Annotated in this window: 16 protein-coding genes and 1 riboswitch; of the genes, 10 read left to right on the top strand and 6 right to left on the bottom strand. The window is 44.5% G+C overall.

Annotation, left to right across the window (positions count from 1 at the left end; all coding sequences use genetic code 11):
• The first annotated feature begins 153 nt into the window (after positions 1-153).
• The 10 genes from FX988_RS01370 (at position 154) to FX988_RS01325 (ending at position 10,765) form a co-directional block, all read left to right on the top strand.
• A complete protein-coding gene (locus tag FX988_RS01370; protein WP_160177996.1) occupies positions 154-2,277 on the top strand; it encodes a TonB-dependent receptor in 2,124 nt (707 codons plus the stop codon).
• 310 nt (positions 2,278-2,587) lie between these two features.
• Positions 2,588-3,052 (top strand): pyridoxamine 5'-phosphate oxidase family protein, encoded by a 465-nt coding sequence (locus FX988_RS01365; protein ID WP_160177995.1) that lies wholly within the window; start codon positions 2,588-2,590, stop codon positions 3,050-3,052.
• Between the two features lie 249 nt (positions 3,053-3,301).
• Positions 3,302-3,829: a response regulator transcription factor gene (locus FX988_RS01360; protein WP_160177994.1), complete on the top strand. Its 528-nt coding sequence runs from the start codon at positions 3,302-3,304 to the stop codon at positions 3,827-3,829.
• Positions 3,830-4,000: 171 nt separating this feature from the next.
• Entirely contained in the window at positions 4,001-5,323 is a 1,323-nt protein-coding gene (locus tag FX988_RS01355; protein ID WP_160177993.1) for an efflux RND transporter periplasmic adaptor subunit, read from the top strand.
• Positions 5,324-5,414: 91 nt separating this feature from the next.
• Positions 5,415-6,152 carry an ABC transporter ATP-binding protein gene (locus FX988_RS01350; RefSeq protein ID WP_160177992.1) on the top strand — a complete coding sequence of 246 codons (738 nt, stop codon included), beginning with the start codon at positions 5,415-5,417 and terminating at the stop codon, positions 6,150-6,152.
• A gap of 9 nt (positions 6,153-6,161) precedes the next feature.
• On the top strand, positions 6,162-7,478 hold the full coding sequence (locus FX988_RS01345; protein WP_160177991.1) for an ABC transporter permease: 1,317 nt from the start codon (positions 6,162-6,164) through the stop codon (positions 7,476-7,478).
• A gap of 10 nt (positions 7,479-7,488) precedes the next feature.
• Complete coding sequence (locus tag FX988_RS01340; RefSeq protein ID WP_160177990.1) at positions 7,489-8,739, top strand: ABC transporter permease; 1,251 nt, start codon at positions 7,489-7,491, stop codon at positions 8,737-8,739.
• Positions 8,740-9,048: 309 nt separating this feature from the next.
• Positions 9,049-9,486, top strand: coding sequence for a hypothetical protein (locus FX988_RS01335; protein ID WP_160177989.1), 438 nt, complete (start codon positions 9,049-9,051; stop codon positions 9,484-9,486).
• Positions 9,487-9,507: 21 nt separating this feature from the next.
• Positions 9,508-9,619, top strand: a riboswitch (yybP-ykoY riboswitch).
• A gap of 85 nt (positions 9,620-9,704) precedes the next feature.
• Positions 9,705-10,259: a TMEM165/GDT1 family protein gene (locus FX988_RS01330; protein ID WP_160177988.1), complete on the top strand. Its 555-nt coding sequence runs from the start codon at positions 9,705-9,707 to the stop codon at positions 10,257-10,259.
• Between the two features lie 134 nt (positions 10,260-10,393).
• Positions 10,394-10,765 (top strand): glutathione S-transferase N-terminal domain-containing protein, encoded by a 372-nt coding sequence (locus FX988_RS01325; protein ID WP_160177987.1) that lies wholly within the window; start codon positions 10,394-10,396, stop codon positions 10,763-10,765.
• A gap of 96 nt (positions 10,766-10,861) precedes the next feature.
• Here FX988_RS01325 and FX988_RS01320 read toward each other — a convergent pair whose 3' ends face one another.
• The 6 genes from FX988_RS01320 to FX988_RS01295 form a co-directional block, all read right to left on the bottom strand.
• Positions 10,862-11,581, bottom strand: a complete 720-nt coding sequence (locus tag FX988_RS01320) for an SIMPL domain-containing protein (RefSeq protein ID WP_160177986.1) — start codon at positions 11,579-11,581, stop codon at positions 10,862-10,864.
• A 12-nt stretch (positions 11,582-11,593) separates the two neighbouring features.
• Positions 11,594-11,791, bottom strand: a complete 198-nt coding sequence (locus tag FX988_RS01315) for a hypothetical protein (protein WP_007987919.1) — start codon at positions 11,789-11,791, stop codon at positions 11,594-11,596.
• A gap of 262 nt (positions 11,792-12,053) precedes the next feature.
• Positions 12,054-13,286, bottom strand: coding sequence for an alginate export family protein (locus FX988_RS01310; protein WP_160177985.1), 1,233 nt, complete (start codon positions 13,284-13,286; stop codon positions 12,054-12,056).
• Positions 13,287-13,443: 157 nt separating this feature from the next.
• Positions 13,444-14,298: an ABC transporter ATP-binding protein gene (locus tag FX988_RS01305; RefSeq protein WP_160177984.1), complete on the bottom strand. Its 855-nt coding sequence runs from the start codon at positions 14,296-14,298 to the stop codon at positions 13,444-13,446.
• Positions 14,299-14,409: 111 nt separating this feature from the next.
• The gene (locus tag FX988_RS01300; protein ID WP_254700798.1) at positions 14,410-15,366 is read right to left on the bottom strand and encodes an ABC transporter permease; all 957 of its coding nucleotides are present in this window, start codon (positions 15,364-15,366) and stop codon (positions 14,410-14,412) included.
• An 88-nt stretch (positions 15,367-15,454) separates the two neighbouring features.
• Complete coding sequence (locus tag FX988_RS01295; RefSeq protein ID WP_160177982.1) at positions 15,455-16,855, bottom strand: CmpA/NrtA family ABC transporter substrate-binding protein; 1,401 nt, start codon at positions 16,853-16,855, stop codon at positions 15,455-15,457.
• Positions 16,856-17,147: the final 292 nt, after the last annotated feature.

Below are 17,147 nucleotides of genomic sequence, written 5' to 3'. Positions count from 1 at the left end.
TTGTTCTTTAACAGCACATGTAGCTGTAGTGCACGTCGCAATCGATTAGATCCACGTGTAAAAAATGTTTTAAAAAGTTCAACTTTAATTTGTAAATGATAATTATTACCATTAGTATCTGCACACTTTCTCGCAAGGCTAAATGGATATTCTATGCGCTACTCTTCTTTAACTCTTCTCAGTTTTCTGGTCAGTACAACGCTTCAGGCACAAAGTGATACACCAAGTGACGGCCAAGATCTAGAACGTATGATCGTCACCGGTAGCCGCATTGTAGAGAGCATTGACGAAGTCCCTGCTTCAATCGTGATCATCACCCAACAACAGATTCAAGATCAGTTAAAAGTGACCAGTGAATTACAGTCGCTGCTTTCAACTCTTGTGCCTGGATTGGCACCTTCTACCGGCACGTCTAGTAATTCGGGGCAAACATTACGTGGTCGCGCACCCTTAATCATGATTGACGGAGTGCCCCAATCAACACCACTGAGAAACGGGTCTCTCGGAGTACGAAGTTTAGATGCCAGTACCATTGAACGAATCGAAGTTATCAAAGGAGCAACCTCCGTATATGGTAATGGCGCCGCGGGGGGGATCATTAATTACATAACGAAAAAAGCGGCCAGTAACACACCAATGTCCGGTCATATAACCGCTTCATCGCGCTTTAGCGGTGTCAAATTTGACGATTCGTTAGGCGGACGGCTAGATGCAGGCCTTAACGGGCAGCTAGATAAATTCAGCTATGTACTTAACGCAAGCTATGAAGAAAATGGCGTTCAACGGGATGCCCAAGGTGACATTCTCGGTCTGACCTATGGGTTAACAGATACTGATACAGAAAATTACTTTAGCAAATTTGGTTATCAGTTTGATGACGAAAAAGCACTGCGACTCACCTACAATTATTTTAAGTCAAAACAGGATACCGACTTAATTAATATCGTGGGCAATATCAACTCAGGTGATAAAACCTATGCTATAGAATCTCTCGACGGCACGTCTATTATCGGCGAGCCTCAAGGCCCAGAAAACCATAATGTCATGCTTAAATATTCAGATGACGAGATATTTACTCAAACGCAATTAGTCATTGATGCCTACACCCAGCGCATTAAAAACGTCTTTTTCTTTTCCACGAATTTAGCCAACCCAGACCAAGGGTTTGATGGCGGACAATCCATTATCGAGTCTGAGAAAAAAGGTTTACGTGCCACCTTCAACAGTCAGTTCACTTTGCACGACATCGACACCACCCTGATTTATGGTATCGATGCGTTAAACGATATCACGTCGCAGCCACTGGTCGATGGGCGTGTATGGGTGCCTAAAATGGACATGGATAACATTGCCGCATTCATCCAAGGAAAATGGGTTTTACAAGATAACATAATCATTAAAGCTGGGGTACGTCACGAAAACATCGATTTATCAGTAGATGACTTTAGCACGCTTCGCTTGTGCCGCACTGCCGACCAATGTTCAGTCGCCTTTGATGTAGTTGGTGACACCTTAGATTACAAGGCAACCACCTATAATGCAGCCATTCGCTATAACTTAAGTGACCTATTTAGGCCCTTTATCAGTTACTCACAAGGCGCTGACATTTCAGATACTGGACGTCTGCTGCGCACAGCAACGGTTACTGATATTGCCCTTATACGTACCGAAGCATCTATTATTGATAACTACGAAATCGGTTTTACCTCTGAGTTTGATTCCCTACGTGTCGAGTTTTCAGCCTATCGCAGTACCTCAGAACTGGGAACGACAAACTCGTTTGACGCTGAAACGGGCGTGTATTTGCCTGTTCGCGCCCCTCAAGAGATATATGGTTACGAAGCCTTAGCCACCTACCAAGTGTCGAAAAATCTCGACCTTTCAGGGACCTATTCATGGGTAGAGGGTAAAAATACAGAGTTAGATGTGTATTTAGGCGGTAAAGATATTGGTGCACCAAAAGGAACGATTAATGTAAATTGGCAACCGATTCCTGAAGCTCGCCTCGCGCTAAATTACCTCTACGTTGGTTCACGAAAGCGCTTTGCACAAATTGAAGGCGAATATGTCGGTGATCAAGGGCCGGTCGATAGCTACCATTTAGTCAATATTAATGGCAGTTATGCTGTCAATCATCAGTGGCAAGTCTTTATGGGGATCGAAAACCTACTCAACAATGATTACTACCCTGCTCGCTCGCAAGTCTACACCTACGATGGCTATAATCATAAAGGGCTGGGCATGACGGTAAATTTCGGTGCCACGTACCAGTTTTAACTCAGCCGAATGTTATTTTATTGGGGCGTCAGTAACTATTATATTAGGCGTGAATAATTTTCTGCCCATATTTACGCTAACCCCACTTTATCCGCCTCACCTTAACGACTTAGAGATGAGCAGAAATCAATACACATGGTGCATCGTCTGGCGTACACGTTATTCGCTTAAATTTATTGTTTGCTTGGCATAAGCCGTGCTTTATCAAAGACAAGTTTATTTTTGTTTGCTCACTAGTGAGATACGTAAATGAGATGCGGCACGACTTGCCAGCATTGACACGTATCCTCACTAAAATAAGGAGAATAATATGTCACATGATATTCGTGAAAAAATGTGGAAAGCGATGGCAGATAGCCCCATTGTTATGCTCGGTTTAACGGGCTCAAACGCGCACCATGAGCCTATGCACGCTCAACTCGATAAAGACGCTAACAGTGCGTTTTGGTTTTACACTACGAAAACTAATCGTAACGCTGCGGGCGGCAAGGCAATGGCGCAATTTGCCAGTAAAGATCACAAAGTTTTTGCCTGTATATCTGGCAATTTAGTAGAAGAAACCGATCCTGGTATCATCGATAAATATTGGTCTAAACATGTTTCTGCTTGGTATGAGGATGGCCGTAAAGACGCCTCACTTAAAATGCTAAGATTTGACCTAGATGAAGCTGAAATCTGGGAAGCAGATGCAGACTTTTCTGCCAAGGTAAATATCACATTTGGTGGTAAGGTCAAACCTGAAGAAATGGGTGAACACGATAAGGTTAGGTTATAAGCGGTTAACGCAACACGCTTTATGTAGTCGGCGGTTAATCGCCGACTAGCCATTACCCGCTAATGTCGCCCTTCCCTTCAAAGTACTCTCCTACGCTAGGGCGAATATATTCGATATACACCTCTCAATAAGCCTGATTCGACGAAAGTATAATATTTTTTTATTTTCGATGATCCTAATTCACGCATCAATCGTTTTACCTTTTACGCTAAAGCTCAATGGTGAGCATACGTCGTTAAGGGCCTAAACATGAAACTCAACCGCAGTCAGCATCTGCACTTTTTAATGGTAGACAGTGATGAAGATGACACCGTTTTAATGCAAGAGGCATTCGCTGAATCGAACAGTCTAAGTCACCTGAACTGCGTTAAAGATGAAGTACAACTTATTGACTACTTAGATGGACGTGGCGTGTATCAAAACCGAGAGCTCTACCCTTTACCTAATATCATATTGCTAGAACTACGGGCCCCCACAAATAAGACGTTTGACGCGCTCACTATACTGAAAAAATCGAGTGAATTTAGACGCGTTCCTGTGGTTATTTTTGCTAACTCGATGGATGAATCACTGGTGGCGAACGCATACGATCTTGGGGCTGCTTCCTATATCGTAAAACCCAATACGTTCGATGCATTGTTGAAGATCGTGCAGGGATGTCACGAATATTGGTCAATGTGTGCAAGACCTGTGCTGTCTCATAAACCCAAAGAGATAACCGCATTAAATGAGCCTGTTATTTTAAATACGCAAGCAGCACAAATGCCCCCTCATTAAGGGCGTTAAGCACTCGCAGTCTGTTTGTTAGAAAAGATGTTGTACATATTGTTATTAGAGTAGGTTGAGCCTAGCTCATCAACCCACGCAGTTTTATTTTTTCAAATTTAAACCTTTCGACCATTCCCCTCGACTTACTCCCAGATAACGCCATCTAGTTCGGGGATAAAAATGCACACGCCAAACACTGGGGGTATTGGTATATCGGATACCAGCGCCCAAGATATAACAATCACTAAAAACAAATCTGCAAAACGCTACTGGCTTGCCACTTGTGGCGTGATCTGCACACTCCTTTTGTATTGGGTGGTAGAGCCGGCTTTTAGCAGTTGGCGATCGTCTGATATCAGCATTTCAGCCAAACGTATCCACTTAGCCACAGTCGTTCGTGGAGATCTAGTAAGAGATTTATCCGTACAGGGCCAAGTCGTTGCAGCTATCAGCCCGCGCCTATACAGCCCTGCACAAGGAACGATTAATCTTTTTATCGATGCAGGTGACACGGTTCAAAAAGGCCAAGTGCTTGCCAGTGTAGATAGCCCAGAGTTGACCAATGAATTGCAACAAGAGGAATCAAGCTTACAAAAACTCAAAATGGAGCTTGACCGCCAACGTATACAATCGAAAAAGCAAGCATTAGAAAATCAAAAAGCAGTCGACCTAGCGAAAGTGGCACTTACCGCTGCTGAACGTGAAAAGCGCAGAGCCGACAAAGCATTCAGCACCCAATCCATCAGTCAAATTGACTTTGAAAAAGCCCAAGACGAGTTAGAAAATGCCAAGCTGGTATACAAACATGCACAGCAGGATGCCGACCTCAGCAAAGAGAGCCTCGCGTTTGAAGTACAGTCCAAACAGTTATTGGTTAAACGCCAAGCCTTAATGGTCAGTGACTTGTCACGCAAAGTCGCGAGACTAGATATTCGTTCCCCTGTCAGCGGTATTGTAGGTAATTTAGCGGCTGAACAAAGAAACCAAGTGGCAAAAAACCAAGCGATTCTAAGTGTGGTTGACTTGTCAGAGTTTGAACTTGAAGTGGATATTCCTGAAAGCTACGCAGATGATCTCGCTATCAACATGCCGGCTCTCGTCACCGTTAACGGCAGCAACCACCTGGCCAAATTGGTCAGTATTTCGCCTGAAATAGAAAACAACCAAGTGACGGGGCGTGTTCGTTTTTCCAAAGAAGATGAAAACGGTAGCGCGTTGCAGCCTCCTCGTGGTCTGCGTCAAAACCAAAGATTAACCACACGCATATTAATGGAAAACCGGACTGACGTGCTAATGCTCTCCAGAGGACAATTTCTAGAAAGCGGCTCAGGACGAGTGGCTTACGTCGTTGAAGGCAATCTCGCCAAAAGAACGAATATCGTTACTGGCGCGCGCAGTTTATCAAACGTTGAAGTGTTGTCAGGCTTGAGTGCAAATCAGCAGGTCATTATTTCAAGCACAGATCAATTCAATGACGCCCAAACCGTACTGATAACGCAATAAAGCCAACAATCATATGTAAAAAGCCTAGGCAACTCAGAAAAGCTGCCCGCAGACAACAATAAGAAACGCACAAGCACAAGGAAATATCAGCATGTTAACCATGAAAGACATCAAAAAGATTTACCGTACGGATTCAATCGAAACCCACGCCCTACGTGATTTCAACTTACAGGTAAACGAAGGCGATTTTGTCGCGGTTACTGGGCCTTCAGGCTCAGGTAAAACGACCTTTTTGAACATCGCTGGCTTACTCGAAACATTCGAAGAAGGCAGGTTTGAATTAGATGGAGTCGACATTAGCCATCAAAATGACGCAGCACGAAGCCGCTTACGTAATCAAAAAATTGGCTTCGTGTTTCAGAGTTTTAATTTGATACCGGACCTTAATTTATTTGACAACGTTGATGTGCCGCTTCGCTATCGTGGGTTTTCCCGCCAAGACCGTAAAAAGCGTATTGAACGCAACTTAGAAATGGTCGGCCTAGGAAATCGAATGAAGCACTTACCAGCGCAACTATCAGGGGGACAACAACAACGTGTTGCCATCGCCCGGGCGCTCGCTGGGGAACCGCGTTTTCTGCTGGCCGATGAACCCACGGGTAACCTCGACAGCAGCATGGCCCAAAGTGTGATGGCTTTGCTAAAAGACATCAACGCCAATGGCACCACCATTATTATGGTAACGCACGACGCAGGGTTGGCCACACAAGCCAATCGGAATATTCATGTGAGCGACGGTAAAGTAAGTGAGAAGCCTATGGGCTTAAGCCCTGAAGCGTCACAGTTTAAACCCTCGCAGCACAGGCGTGTTGTTGGCTTAAGCGAGTAAGGAATATCCATGTTTAATTATTATATAAAACTGGCGTTTAACAGCTTCAAGCGTAACCCGATTTTAACTGGCTTAATGATCACCGCCATTGCATTAGGAATTGGGGCGAGCATGACGACCATAACAGTAAACTACTTGATGTCAGCCGACCCTATACCACAGAAAAGTAGCCAGTTGTTTCATGTTCAAGTGGACAGCTGGGATCCCAATCACGGCTTTAACGACGAGCCAAATACCCCTCCGAATCAACTTACATGGACGGATGCCACCCATTTAATGTCGGCCAAAAAAGCCTTTAGACAAACGGCGATGGCAAAATCTGGGGCCATTATCCAACCAAACAGCCCTGATATTAATCCCTTTGAAGCGTCAATTCGCTTAGCCTTCAAAGATTTTTTTCCCATGTTTGACGTGCCGTTTAAGTACGGAAACGGTTGGGATCAGCAAGCCGACGACGACCGCCAACTTGTTGTGGTGCTCAGTAAAGAAATCAATGACAAAGTCTTCGCAGGTGAAAATTCAGTGGGCAACAGCATTGTTATCTATGGCCAGTCATTTAGGGTCATCGGTGTACTAGAGGCTTGGCAACCGCTGCCTAAATTTTACGATGTGAACAATGGCGCATTCGATGAGCCTGAAGACCTGTTCATGCCATTTTATTTAAAACAAGAACTTGAGTTGCCAAACTGGGGCAATACCAACTGCTGGAAAACCCCTGATGGTGAAGGCTTTACCGCGTTCTTACAATCAGAATGCATAAACTTTCAAATGTGGGTTGAGCTTAAGACCCCGCAAGATAAACAAGCTTATATGTCATTTTTAAACAATTATGTGAATGACCAAAAAGAATTGGGTCGCTTCCCTCGCCCTTTGAACAACCAGTTGTTAAACGTAATGCAATGGATGGACGACCAAGACGTGGTTGCCGATGACGCACAAATCATGATGTGGCTCTCGTTTATGTTTTTGGTGGTGTGCTTACTCAATACCATAGGTTTGCAACTCGCAAAATTCAGTGCGAAGTCTGGTGAAATTGGCCTGCGCCGAGCAGTGGGCGCCACTAAACGCGACTTATTTATGCAATACACAGTGGAAACCGGTGCGGTAGGTTTCGCGGGCGGATTGTTTGGTTTAGTGCTCGCACTATTAGGTTTAATAGGCATACGCCAGCTGTACGGTGAAGTGCTAAATGATTTAGCCAGCTTAGATCTGACCATGATCGCACTGGCGCTGGTGTTGTCATTGTTAGCCAGTATTTGTGCAGGCCTTTACCCCACTTGGCGGGCCTGCAATATCGCTCCTGCCAGCCAACTTAAAAGCCAATAAGGATATCAAGATGACAGATTCAAAAAGCCCGTCGTTTTTCGCTGAAAATTGGGAAATAGGTCCCATTTTCAGAGCCTTACTGCGCAACAAAGTCGGCGCCATGCTAATCGCACTGCAAATTGCTTTCACCATGACCATAGTTGTCAATGCGATATACATTATCGTAGAGCGCAGTGATAAAATGCAGCGTCCCAGCGGTATCGATGAGGCCAACAGTTTTTATATTTCAAGCGTTGGGTTTAGCCATGACTTTAATAGCTTGGTAACGACTCAGGAAGATTTAAATTTAATTCGTTCCCTCGACGGCGTAATCGATGCCGTGCAAATTAACGCAGTGCCATTAAGCGGCAGTGGGTGGTCAATGAGTTTGCAAACTCAACCGGGCGCAGAGTTTGACGGCACCGGAACCGCCGTGTATATGATCGATGAACACGGATTAAATAGCTTAGATGTTGCATTGGTTGCCGGTGAAAACTTCAGCCCAACCGATATTCAAACCCGCCAATCGAGTCAAACTCACTGGCCAGATAAAGTGATGATTACCCTTGCCATGGCAAACAGGTTATTCCCTGATGAAGGATTAACTGCACTTGGCAAAACCGTCTATATCAATGATATTGAACCCATGATCATTACTGGTATTGTCGACCAACTACAAGCGCCTTGGGTGGGTTGGGACAACGTTGAAAACGTGATGCTGACACCCGAAATACGTGACGCTAAATCAAGCCGTTATTTTGTTCGCACAAAACCAGGCCAACGCGATCGCATCATGAATGAAGTAGAAAGCCAATTAGCGAAAAGCAATTCAGGACGTATTATACGAGATATGCGCAGCGTAGAAGAAACGCGTGTGCGGGCTTATCGCGATAACAGCGCCATGATAAGCATCTTGGTTACCGTCATGACCATTCTCGTTATCGTCACAGGCTTAGGAATTGTTGGTTTGGCGAGTTTTAGCGTCAATCAACGTAAGAAGCAAATAGGCACACGCCGGGCACTTGGTGCAAGCCAACTGTCTATCGTGCGCTACTTTATGTTAGAGAACTTTCTCATTAGTTCAGCAGGTGTCGTAATAGGAGCGGCTTTAACCATAGTGCTCAACATTGTATTAGTGGATGCATTTAGCCTTGACCCAATCACTTGGTACTACATTCCTCTGGGAATGGTTGCACTTTGGCTTGTGGGCCAGCTTGCTGTTTTTGGCCCAGCAAGAAAAGCCGCGAATATTGCCCCAGCGCTAGCTACCAGAAGTGTCTAAACATAAAACGCTCCCATAGCTTATCTACTAACTACCTACAGTAAGCTGTACCTAGCTTTCTGTAGCGCCCTCTACTGATCAGCATATTGCTAACCCATTTGAGCTAATCTATCTACTTCGGCAGGGTAACTCCCTGTTTTTGTACTACAATTTTATCTAAATTCGTGTTTTATCTCTTTTAGGCTAGTGGATATTGCTATTTGCGATATACCCCTTTTGATTTTCTTGCTTAACGTATGCAACTTAAGCAATGATAATACTCGTTCGCTCCTGACTATTGGTCAGTGATATTAAACCTGAAGGTAAAAAATGAGTCGCCCACCTGCTTTTAGCACCACACTTAGCGGTAATATTCTCATCACTGAACTCGTTGGTACCATCGACGAAATCAATGCACGTAAGTTATTCAATAATTTAAAAGAACAAATTCTGACCTTAAACGGGGCTCCTTGGGGAAATATTTTGTTAGCCGAACACTGGGAGTTAAGTGCAGCTAAGATAGATAGCATCCTACGGGAAATTGAAATATGGGTCAGACAACACCACCGCACCCATTTAGTCTTTATTGTGGGTGAGCAACACGCACAGATCAAACGTTTTACCCTAAAACAGTATTTAGGCAATAACCTAAAAAAAGACACAGTCATGATCTATAACAGTCGTGAAGAAGGCATGCGTTGGCTAAATCAACACGGCTTTCGCTTAAGCAGTCAACACAATAGTTTGCCCGCATTACCTCTTGAATAAAACACTAACTTTAGGTACATTGCAGCCGTCTTAGGGGAGTAGCCCGCTCAAACGTTTGAGTAAGACTGTCAACATACTTGAGCCCTCATGGCTTATGGCAGTTTTGTGTTCATGCTTATAGCAGCATGAATATCGGCAAGACCTGAGGCAAATAGCGCCCCATTTGCGGGAGGCGTCTATTTGCCTTTGGTTTAGTATCCCGCACGAGATTGTTATAAATGGACGCTTTTTTCACTTCTACCCTTACCGTCACCCTCGCAGAAATGGGCGATAAAACCCAGTTATTATCGTTGCTGCTTGTAACACGATTACAAAAACCATGGCAAATTATTGCGGGTATTTTAATCGCGACTTTGCTTAATCATGGCGTATCGGCTTGGTTCGGTGATTGGCTCAGCCAATTCCTAACCAGCGAGTTAGGGGAGTTGCTAATTCATCTAAGCTTTATTGCCGTAGGCCTATGGCTGCTCATTCCTGACAAAGACGATGAACCCAATACCAGCCTCGATAAATACGGTGCGTTTGTGGTTTCACTCGTGCTGTTTTTTATTGCTGAAATGGGTGATAAAACCCAAATTGCCACCGTGCTGTTAGCCGCGCAGTACCAGTCCTTGCTTTGGGTAACGTTAGGCACCACCTTAGGCATGTTGCTGGCCAATGTACCAGTGGTTTTTGCAGGAAATTACATCATGCAGCGTATTCCCTTCACGTTAACCCGCGCCTTAGCCGCTTTGGTTTTTGTGGCAATTGGCTTGTATGGGCTGTTCAGCTAGTTGACGCAAATACAAATCGTAAAAATGAATAGCAGAAATGTTTTGTTATCATTATTGTCTCACTTTTGGGACAGATAATGCTTATAATGCGCCCATCAGTTCCAAGGGTTAAATGAAAGAGTTAAGTACTAGAAATGAAATTTGTTATAAAGTTTATCCGCGAAGCATTAGGTCGAATCATTATTTTAATTGATTTGATTACCCGCCCTCGTAAACAGAAACGCAGCCCTGAGGCACAAGCAAAAGTGGAAGCTGAGTTGAATAATTACTCCCTTTATCAATTTTATGCCTGCCCGTTTTGCATCAAAACTCGCCGTGCGTTGCATCGCCTCAACTTACCGATGCAAAAGCGCAATGCCAAAGAAGGCTCACAGCACAGAGCTGAACTATTAAACGGGGGCGGTGCTGTGAAAGTACCTTGTTTGCGTATTCAAAAAGACGGCCAAGATACCTGGATGTACGAATCTTCAGAGATCATCAATTATTTAGAGCAAAAATTCGCTTAAATAAATAGGCGAGTACCAATGCGCTGAATAAAAGACCAATAAAAAAGCCGCCCGTGAGCAAATTGTACACGGGCGGCTTTTTCAGTGTTAAAACGTTCAATCAGACAAATAATATTCCACGGTTGAAACAACGCGTAACTTTTTAATGTGTGGGTTGTTTCTGTCCCGTGCACTGATACTGAATTGGCCTTGAGAAGCGCGTTTTATCTTGCCCAATACGCTGTTTGAGTCTTTGGCGAACTTCTCCGCCACTTCTCGTGCTTTGCGAGTAGCCTCTTCTATCATCACCGGTTTAACATCATTTAAGCGTGTGAAAATGTATTCCACATTGGCTTGATAGTTATTTTGATTAAGTACAATCCCTTTCTTACCGAGCTCTGTAAGCTGCCCCATGACATTGCGAACAAGATCTATGTCCCTAGAATATACTGTAACCGTTTGCACTGCACTAAAGCGAAATGTGGGTGTGGCGTTGCCACCGTACTGCTGAGCAGATTTATCCGTGATAGCAGTGGCAGAAACACTAATATCAGACGGTGCGATCCCCCGCTGTTGCAAAAAATCTGATATCAATGTCGTGTTCCGTTCTATGGCGTCATATAAGGCTTCGAGTGAATTATCCGCTACCGTATATTGAATGGGCCAAATAACGATGTCGGCTGGGTATTCTTGTTCAGACAACCCTTTAACTGTAACGCTTCGTTCGAACTGGCGATATTCAATCACTGAATGACTAACTTGTATGCCAAGTACAATTAAGCCTGTACATAAAAACGCGCCTAAAATGAATGCAGCGCTTTTGCTTTGTGTTGTCATTATTACCTCGAACTAAAAATGCCGCTGTTTATTCAAGTTTTCAAATACCACGATGAGCAAAGTAGCAAATGGCCCAACAAACAAAGATATAATAAACCAAATCAATCCGTTGCGCCCCTTGCCTTGGGCAAGCCCGGCATTAATAAGTGCGAGTGTAAACCAGCCGACAAAATAGGAGCCAGTATTGGCCATGGATTCAAATTCCGACATATATATCCTTGAAATTAATTAAAAATAGCGTACGAAATGGCGTTCGTGCCTTAGCTTATCAAACCCTTTTCCATCTCGCTGCTTTTTTAATGGCTTTACGTTTTTAATGACTTTAAATCGCGCAAAAAAAAGCAAGCTGGCTTTTAGCCTCTGATCAGAGAGTTAAAAGCTCACGCTTGCTCAAAGTGCGAATAGTTCCTTTGGCTTGACTATGTCGGGTTCTACTTTAACTGATCTATTTCATCTGCCCTGCCAACGCCTTTTAAAATGAGGCGCTGGTCCAAATCCAAAGTTTATCCGTGTCTTGGCGACCACTATCACCGGAATATGCTGCGTATTTAATTCCCGCTGAATAGCCACCCTCGAATTTACGCACGTAACTAAAATCAATCTCGCTACCTAAGTCATCGACCTCAGTGCTTTCTTCATCCGCGCTGAAATCGTGATAAATCACTGACCAAGCACCTCCAGCTAACTTACCCGACGCAGTCAAACTGATATCCACTAAACCTTGAGCTGGGGTACTGAGGAAGGTATCTGCCCAACCGTTGAATTTGTGCAAGGTAGCAAGAGGTGTAGCGAAACCATACAGACCATCGTCTGAGCCTAGCGATTCATATCCCAGTTTTAGGGTAACCACATCAAGCTTAACCCCTGCTTGAAGCATTAAATAATCAGCATCAAAATCAGTGGCAGCGGTTTCGCTTGTTTGTGTGGCGTATTCCACCCCATAAAGCACGGATGTATCAGCCAGTTTAGTGCCGCCGTTAAAGCTAAAGCCATAGGTATCCAGTGCGTTATCTGTATCGTTATCTATTTCGAGCAAATAGCTGTACCCGACTAATTTACCGTACGGCGTTGAATATGCGATATTGATAAGATGATCTTTGCTATCAAAATCCGCATCGTCTGCAAAAATACGATTACGCTGACTAAGATAGGCATACTGCATGGTCAGATCTTTGCTTGCGGCATAGTTTACGCTTACCCCATCAAACGTTTGCCAATCTTGGCGCCAACCCACGTGACCCACAAATCTGTGGTTATCCATAGTGATAATCTGACGGCCAAGCTTCGCCGTTAATCCGTCATTTTGATACTGTATATAACCTTGATCCAGTTCTGTGTGTTCGGGGTCGGCAATCACCGAATATTGCCCTACATTGTAACCACTTGGCCCGACAGTATAATCGCCCTCTCCTAGCACAATACGCGTGTCTTCTACTTCGATTTTGGCTGAGAAGCCTTTGTAGCTTGCCGTCGTATAGTTAAGCATGGTGCGCAGTGTTAATGCACTGGCGTCGTTACTATCTTGGTCAACATCTTCGTAGCGCAAACGTAAGTTAACCGCCGCAGTGCCCTCTTTTAATGCACTTGTGATACTGGCTTGCTCAGCACCCTGCGCCTGTCCCATTGTCGCCCCGGCACATACAAGGCCAACCATACTAGCGAGTATTGATTTTTTAATTGGGTGATTAACGGTTTTTGCGCTCATGTTCATTCCTTCATTTCAGTATAATGTGTGTTGTTAATGCCTGTTTAATCAGACTTATATGTGTTTTTTGCTCGCACTGATTTACCCAGCAGCAGCGGCTAGGATAAAAGTAAGAGGACATTTATACCGCCCCCTTAGCAGCGCAGTATGTAAATCGTTAAGCCACGCTCGCGTCGTTAGCCTTAGTTTTGCCTTGCGCTTTTTTACGATGAGCCGCAACGGATTCCACTTTTCGCTGTTTCTCGTATAAAAAGGTCAAGACTTCGTGACGGTAGTGGTTGTACTGAGGGTTATCAGCCAGTGCTAGGCGATCCCGCGGCCGTTGCAACTCAATGTCTAGAATTTCACCTATGGTGGCAGAGGGACCATTGGTCATCATGACAATACGGTCAGATAGCAAGACGGCTTCATCTACGTCATGGGTTATCATCACTACCGTATTGCCTAGGTCGGCGTGAATTTCCATTATCGAGTCTTGCAAATGTGCTCTTGTCAGGGCATCTAATGCCCCAAAAGGTTCATCCATTAACAGCACCTTTGGCTCCATAGCGAGCGCTCTTGCAATCCCTACTCTTTGCTTCATACCACCTGATATTTCCGCCGGTAACTTGTCAACTGCATGACTCATGTGCACTAACTCAAGATTGTGCTCAACCCAGTCACGCATTTCAGCCTTGCTGCGCCCTTTGCTTGTTTGCTTAACCGCAAGCTCTACATTTTTGTAGGCCGTGAGCCATGGCAGCAAAGAGTGGTTTTGAAACACCACCGCACGTTCGGGCCCAGGCTCATTGACTTCGTGTCCATCTAAAATCACGCCGCCCTTTGTGGCTTTGTGTAGCCCAGCAATAATATTGAGTACCGTTGATTTACCGCATCCTGAGTGACCGATCAGTGAGATAAACTCACCCTTTTGGATCTTCAAATTCACATCGGTTAGGGCAGTAAACGGTCCTTTAGGTGTAGGGAAATCGATCCCCACTTGGGTGAGTTCTAAATGATGTTTTACAGTCATTTTGCTTTACCTTTTTATTTCGCTATTGTTCATGCAAACGCGTTAAATTTACTGTGCCTAGCGCTGCAGTGTTTCAACGCAGTGCGCAAGTAACGTAAAGTGAGTCCAGCATTAACGCAGCACAGCGCCTTTGTCCCAACTGACTTGTTTTTGTAGCAGCAACATAAGTCTGTCTAACGCAAAACCAATCAAGCCTATGGTTAATACCGCTACCATGATCCGGGCCAGTGATTCAGAACTGCCATTTTGAAACTCATCCCAGACAAACTTACCTAGGCCTGGGTTCTGAGCGAGCATTTCAGCCGCAATTAAGACCATCCAACCTATGCCTAGTGATAAACGCAATCCGGTGAAAATCATGGGTATAGATGACGGCATCACTATCTTCATGACGTGAGAAAATGGCCCTAATCGCAAAACTTTACTGACATTAAGCAAATCACTATCAATACTTGAAACACCAACAGCCGTGTTGATCAGCGTCGGCCACAAACAGCATAAAGAGACAGTAACGGCAGAGGTAATAAACGATTTTGAAAACATAGGATCTTCACTCACATAAACCGCACTCACCACCATAGTCACTAGGGGCAGCCAAGCCAGAGGCGATACCGGTTTTAGTAATTGAATCAACGGATTAATTGCCGCATAGGAGGCTTTACTTAATCCACAAATGATCCCAAGAGGCACCGCGATGACCGATGCGATTAAGAAGCCGACTGTCACTGTGTACAGACTGGTCCATATCTGGTCAAAAAATGTCGGGGCACCAGTAAATGCCCGTATCCTTGGGGTATAGCTGGGGTCTTGTGCTATTCGCGCTGCATTACGTTGCTCTTGGCGCTCATAAAATGCATTTGCTTTTTCCCGCTGAGCGCCATGCTCTTTAATTAACACCTGGGCTTGCGTCAATACATCACTTGGTCCTGGGAAGGAGCCTAAAGACGTATCAATATTTTTCGCCAATACCGCCCATAAACTTAGGAAAATTAAAATTCCAAGCAGAGGCAACATAGCATTTCTAAGTAGCGTGGACGCTGAACTGATATTCAGGTTTTTTACCGGCATTGAAATCAACGATGCGGTTTGTGCTCTAGACATAACGATTTCCTCCTCACTAAGGCTGGGCACCGTGCCCAGCCGCTAAGCGTGTTGATTAAATTTTACTGTCACCTTTTAAACCAATATCGAACTTCTCTAGGTAGGCATTTGGCTGTGTACCGTCATACACGATATTGTCAATAAAGTGAGTTTGCGGCTGTTTAAAGCCAGACTCGCTCGAAAACTCCGGAAAATCTGCCGCGTTGGCCTTTCCTTCAGCAATCAAAGCTAAGGCTGCTTGTGCATAGATATCAGGTCGATAAACTTTCTTGGCGATGTCTTTATACCAATCGTCAGACTTTTGCTCGCTGATCTGCCCCCAGCGGCGCATTTGCGTTAAATACCAAATGGCATCGCTGTAATAGGGGTAAGTGGCGTTGTGGCGAAAGAACACGTTGAAATCAGGTACTGAGCGCTTGTCGCCCTTTTCATATTCGAAGGTACCAGTCATGCTGTTGCCAATCACTTCTGCATCGGCACCCACATACTGACTTTTGGCTAAAATTTGTACCGCTTCAGGGCGATTAGCATTATTTTTCTCATCCAGCCAAATCGCTGCCCGTATCATGGCTTTAACCACGCGAATGTGAGTATTCGGGTTGTCTTCAGCCCATGCTTTATTCACCCCAAACACCTTTTCGGGGTTGTCTTTCCATATTTCATAGTCGGTTACGACAGGCACACCAATTCCTTTAAAGACAGCTTGCTGGTTCCATGGCTCACCGACGCAGTAACCGTAAATAGTCCCTGCTTCCATGGTCGAGGGCATTTGTGGTGGCGGCGTAACAGACAATTGCGCCTCCGCGTTGATTAATCCTTTAACATCGTTATTCGGGCCATAATACCCAGGGTGAATACCGCCAGCGGCTAACCAATAGCGCAACTCATAATTATGTGTAGACACAGGGAATACCATGCCCATTTTGAAAGGCTTACCTTGCTTTTTATAGCTTTCCACCACGGGTTTTAGCGCATCGGCTTTTATTGGATGCACCGGCTTACCGTTTTCCTGCGGAATATTTGGCTTCATTTGCTGCCAGATATCGTTCGACACAGTAATGGCATTTCCGTTTAAATCCATGCTGAAGGCGGTAATGATATCGGCTTTAGTCCCATAACCTATGGTTGCCCCTAAGGGCTGCCCCGCAAGCATATGCGCGCCATCAAGTTCACCGTCTATCACTCGGTCAAGTAGCACTTTCCAATTAGCTTGTGCTTCTAACGTGACATATAGCCCTTCATCTTCGAAATAGCCTTTTTCATAGGCGATTGCCAAGGGAGCCATATCAGTCAGTTTAATAAAGCCAAATTTGAGTTCTTCTTTTTCAGGCCATCCTACCGTCTGTGCTGTCGCGCTGTGACCGACTAACGTTGTCGTACACACTGCGGCAATCACCCCTAAACGAAGTGATTTAACGGTGAGTGCAAGTGAATTGAATACGCTGTTTTTAACCATTTCCTACTCCGTATCGGTTTCAAAAATTGTCCAAAAAAAAACCCACAACCTTCCAAAAATTGGATGGTTGTGGGCTACTTTGCCTCTTTGTAAATTAACCCCATGGCTAATCTACAACTTTGTCTCTGTCTAATAATGCTAAGCGTCAACGTTTAATGTTTTGGTTTTTCACGCTGCGCAGTGTCACATGCCATTATGCATCAACAATGCCAATTCAAAATAACAATAAATATCAATCATTTAGATTATTTTCATCGAGATAAAGCAAGAAGCTAGATACCAAAAAAGTGCA

The sequence above is a fragment of the Paraglaciecola mesophila genome, from assembly GCF_009906955.1.
Taxonomy (GTDB): domain Bacteria; phylum Pseudomonadota; class Gammaproteobacteria; order Enterobacterales; family Alteromonadaceae; genus Paraglaciecola; species Paraglaciecola mesophila_A.
Note: the sequence above shows the minus strand (reverse complement) of the source record. Positions and strands in the feature narration are given on the sequence as shown.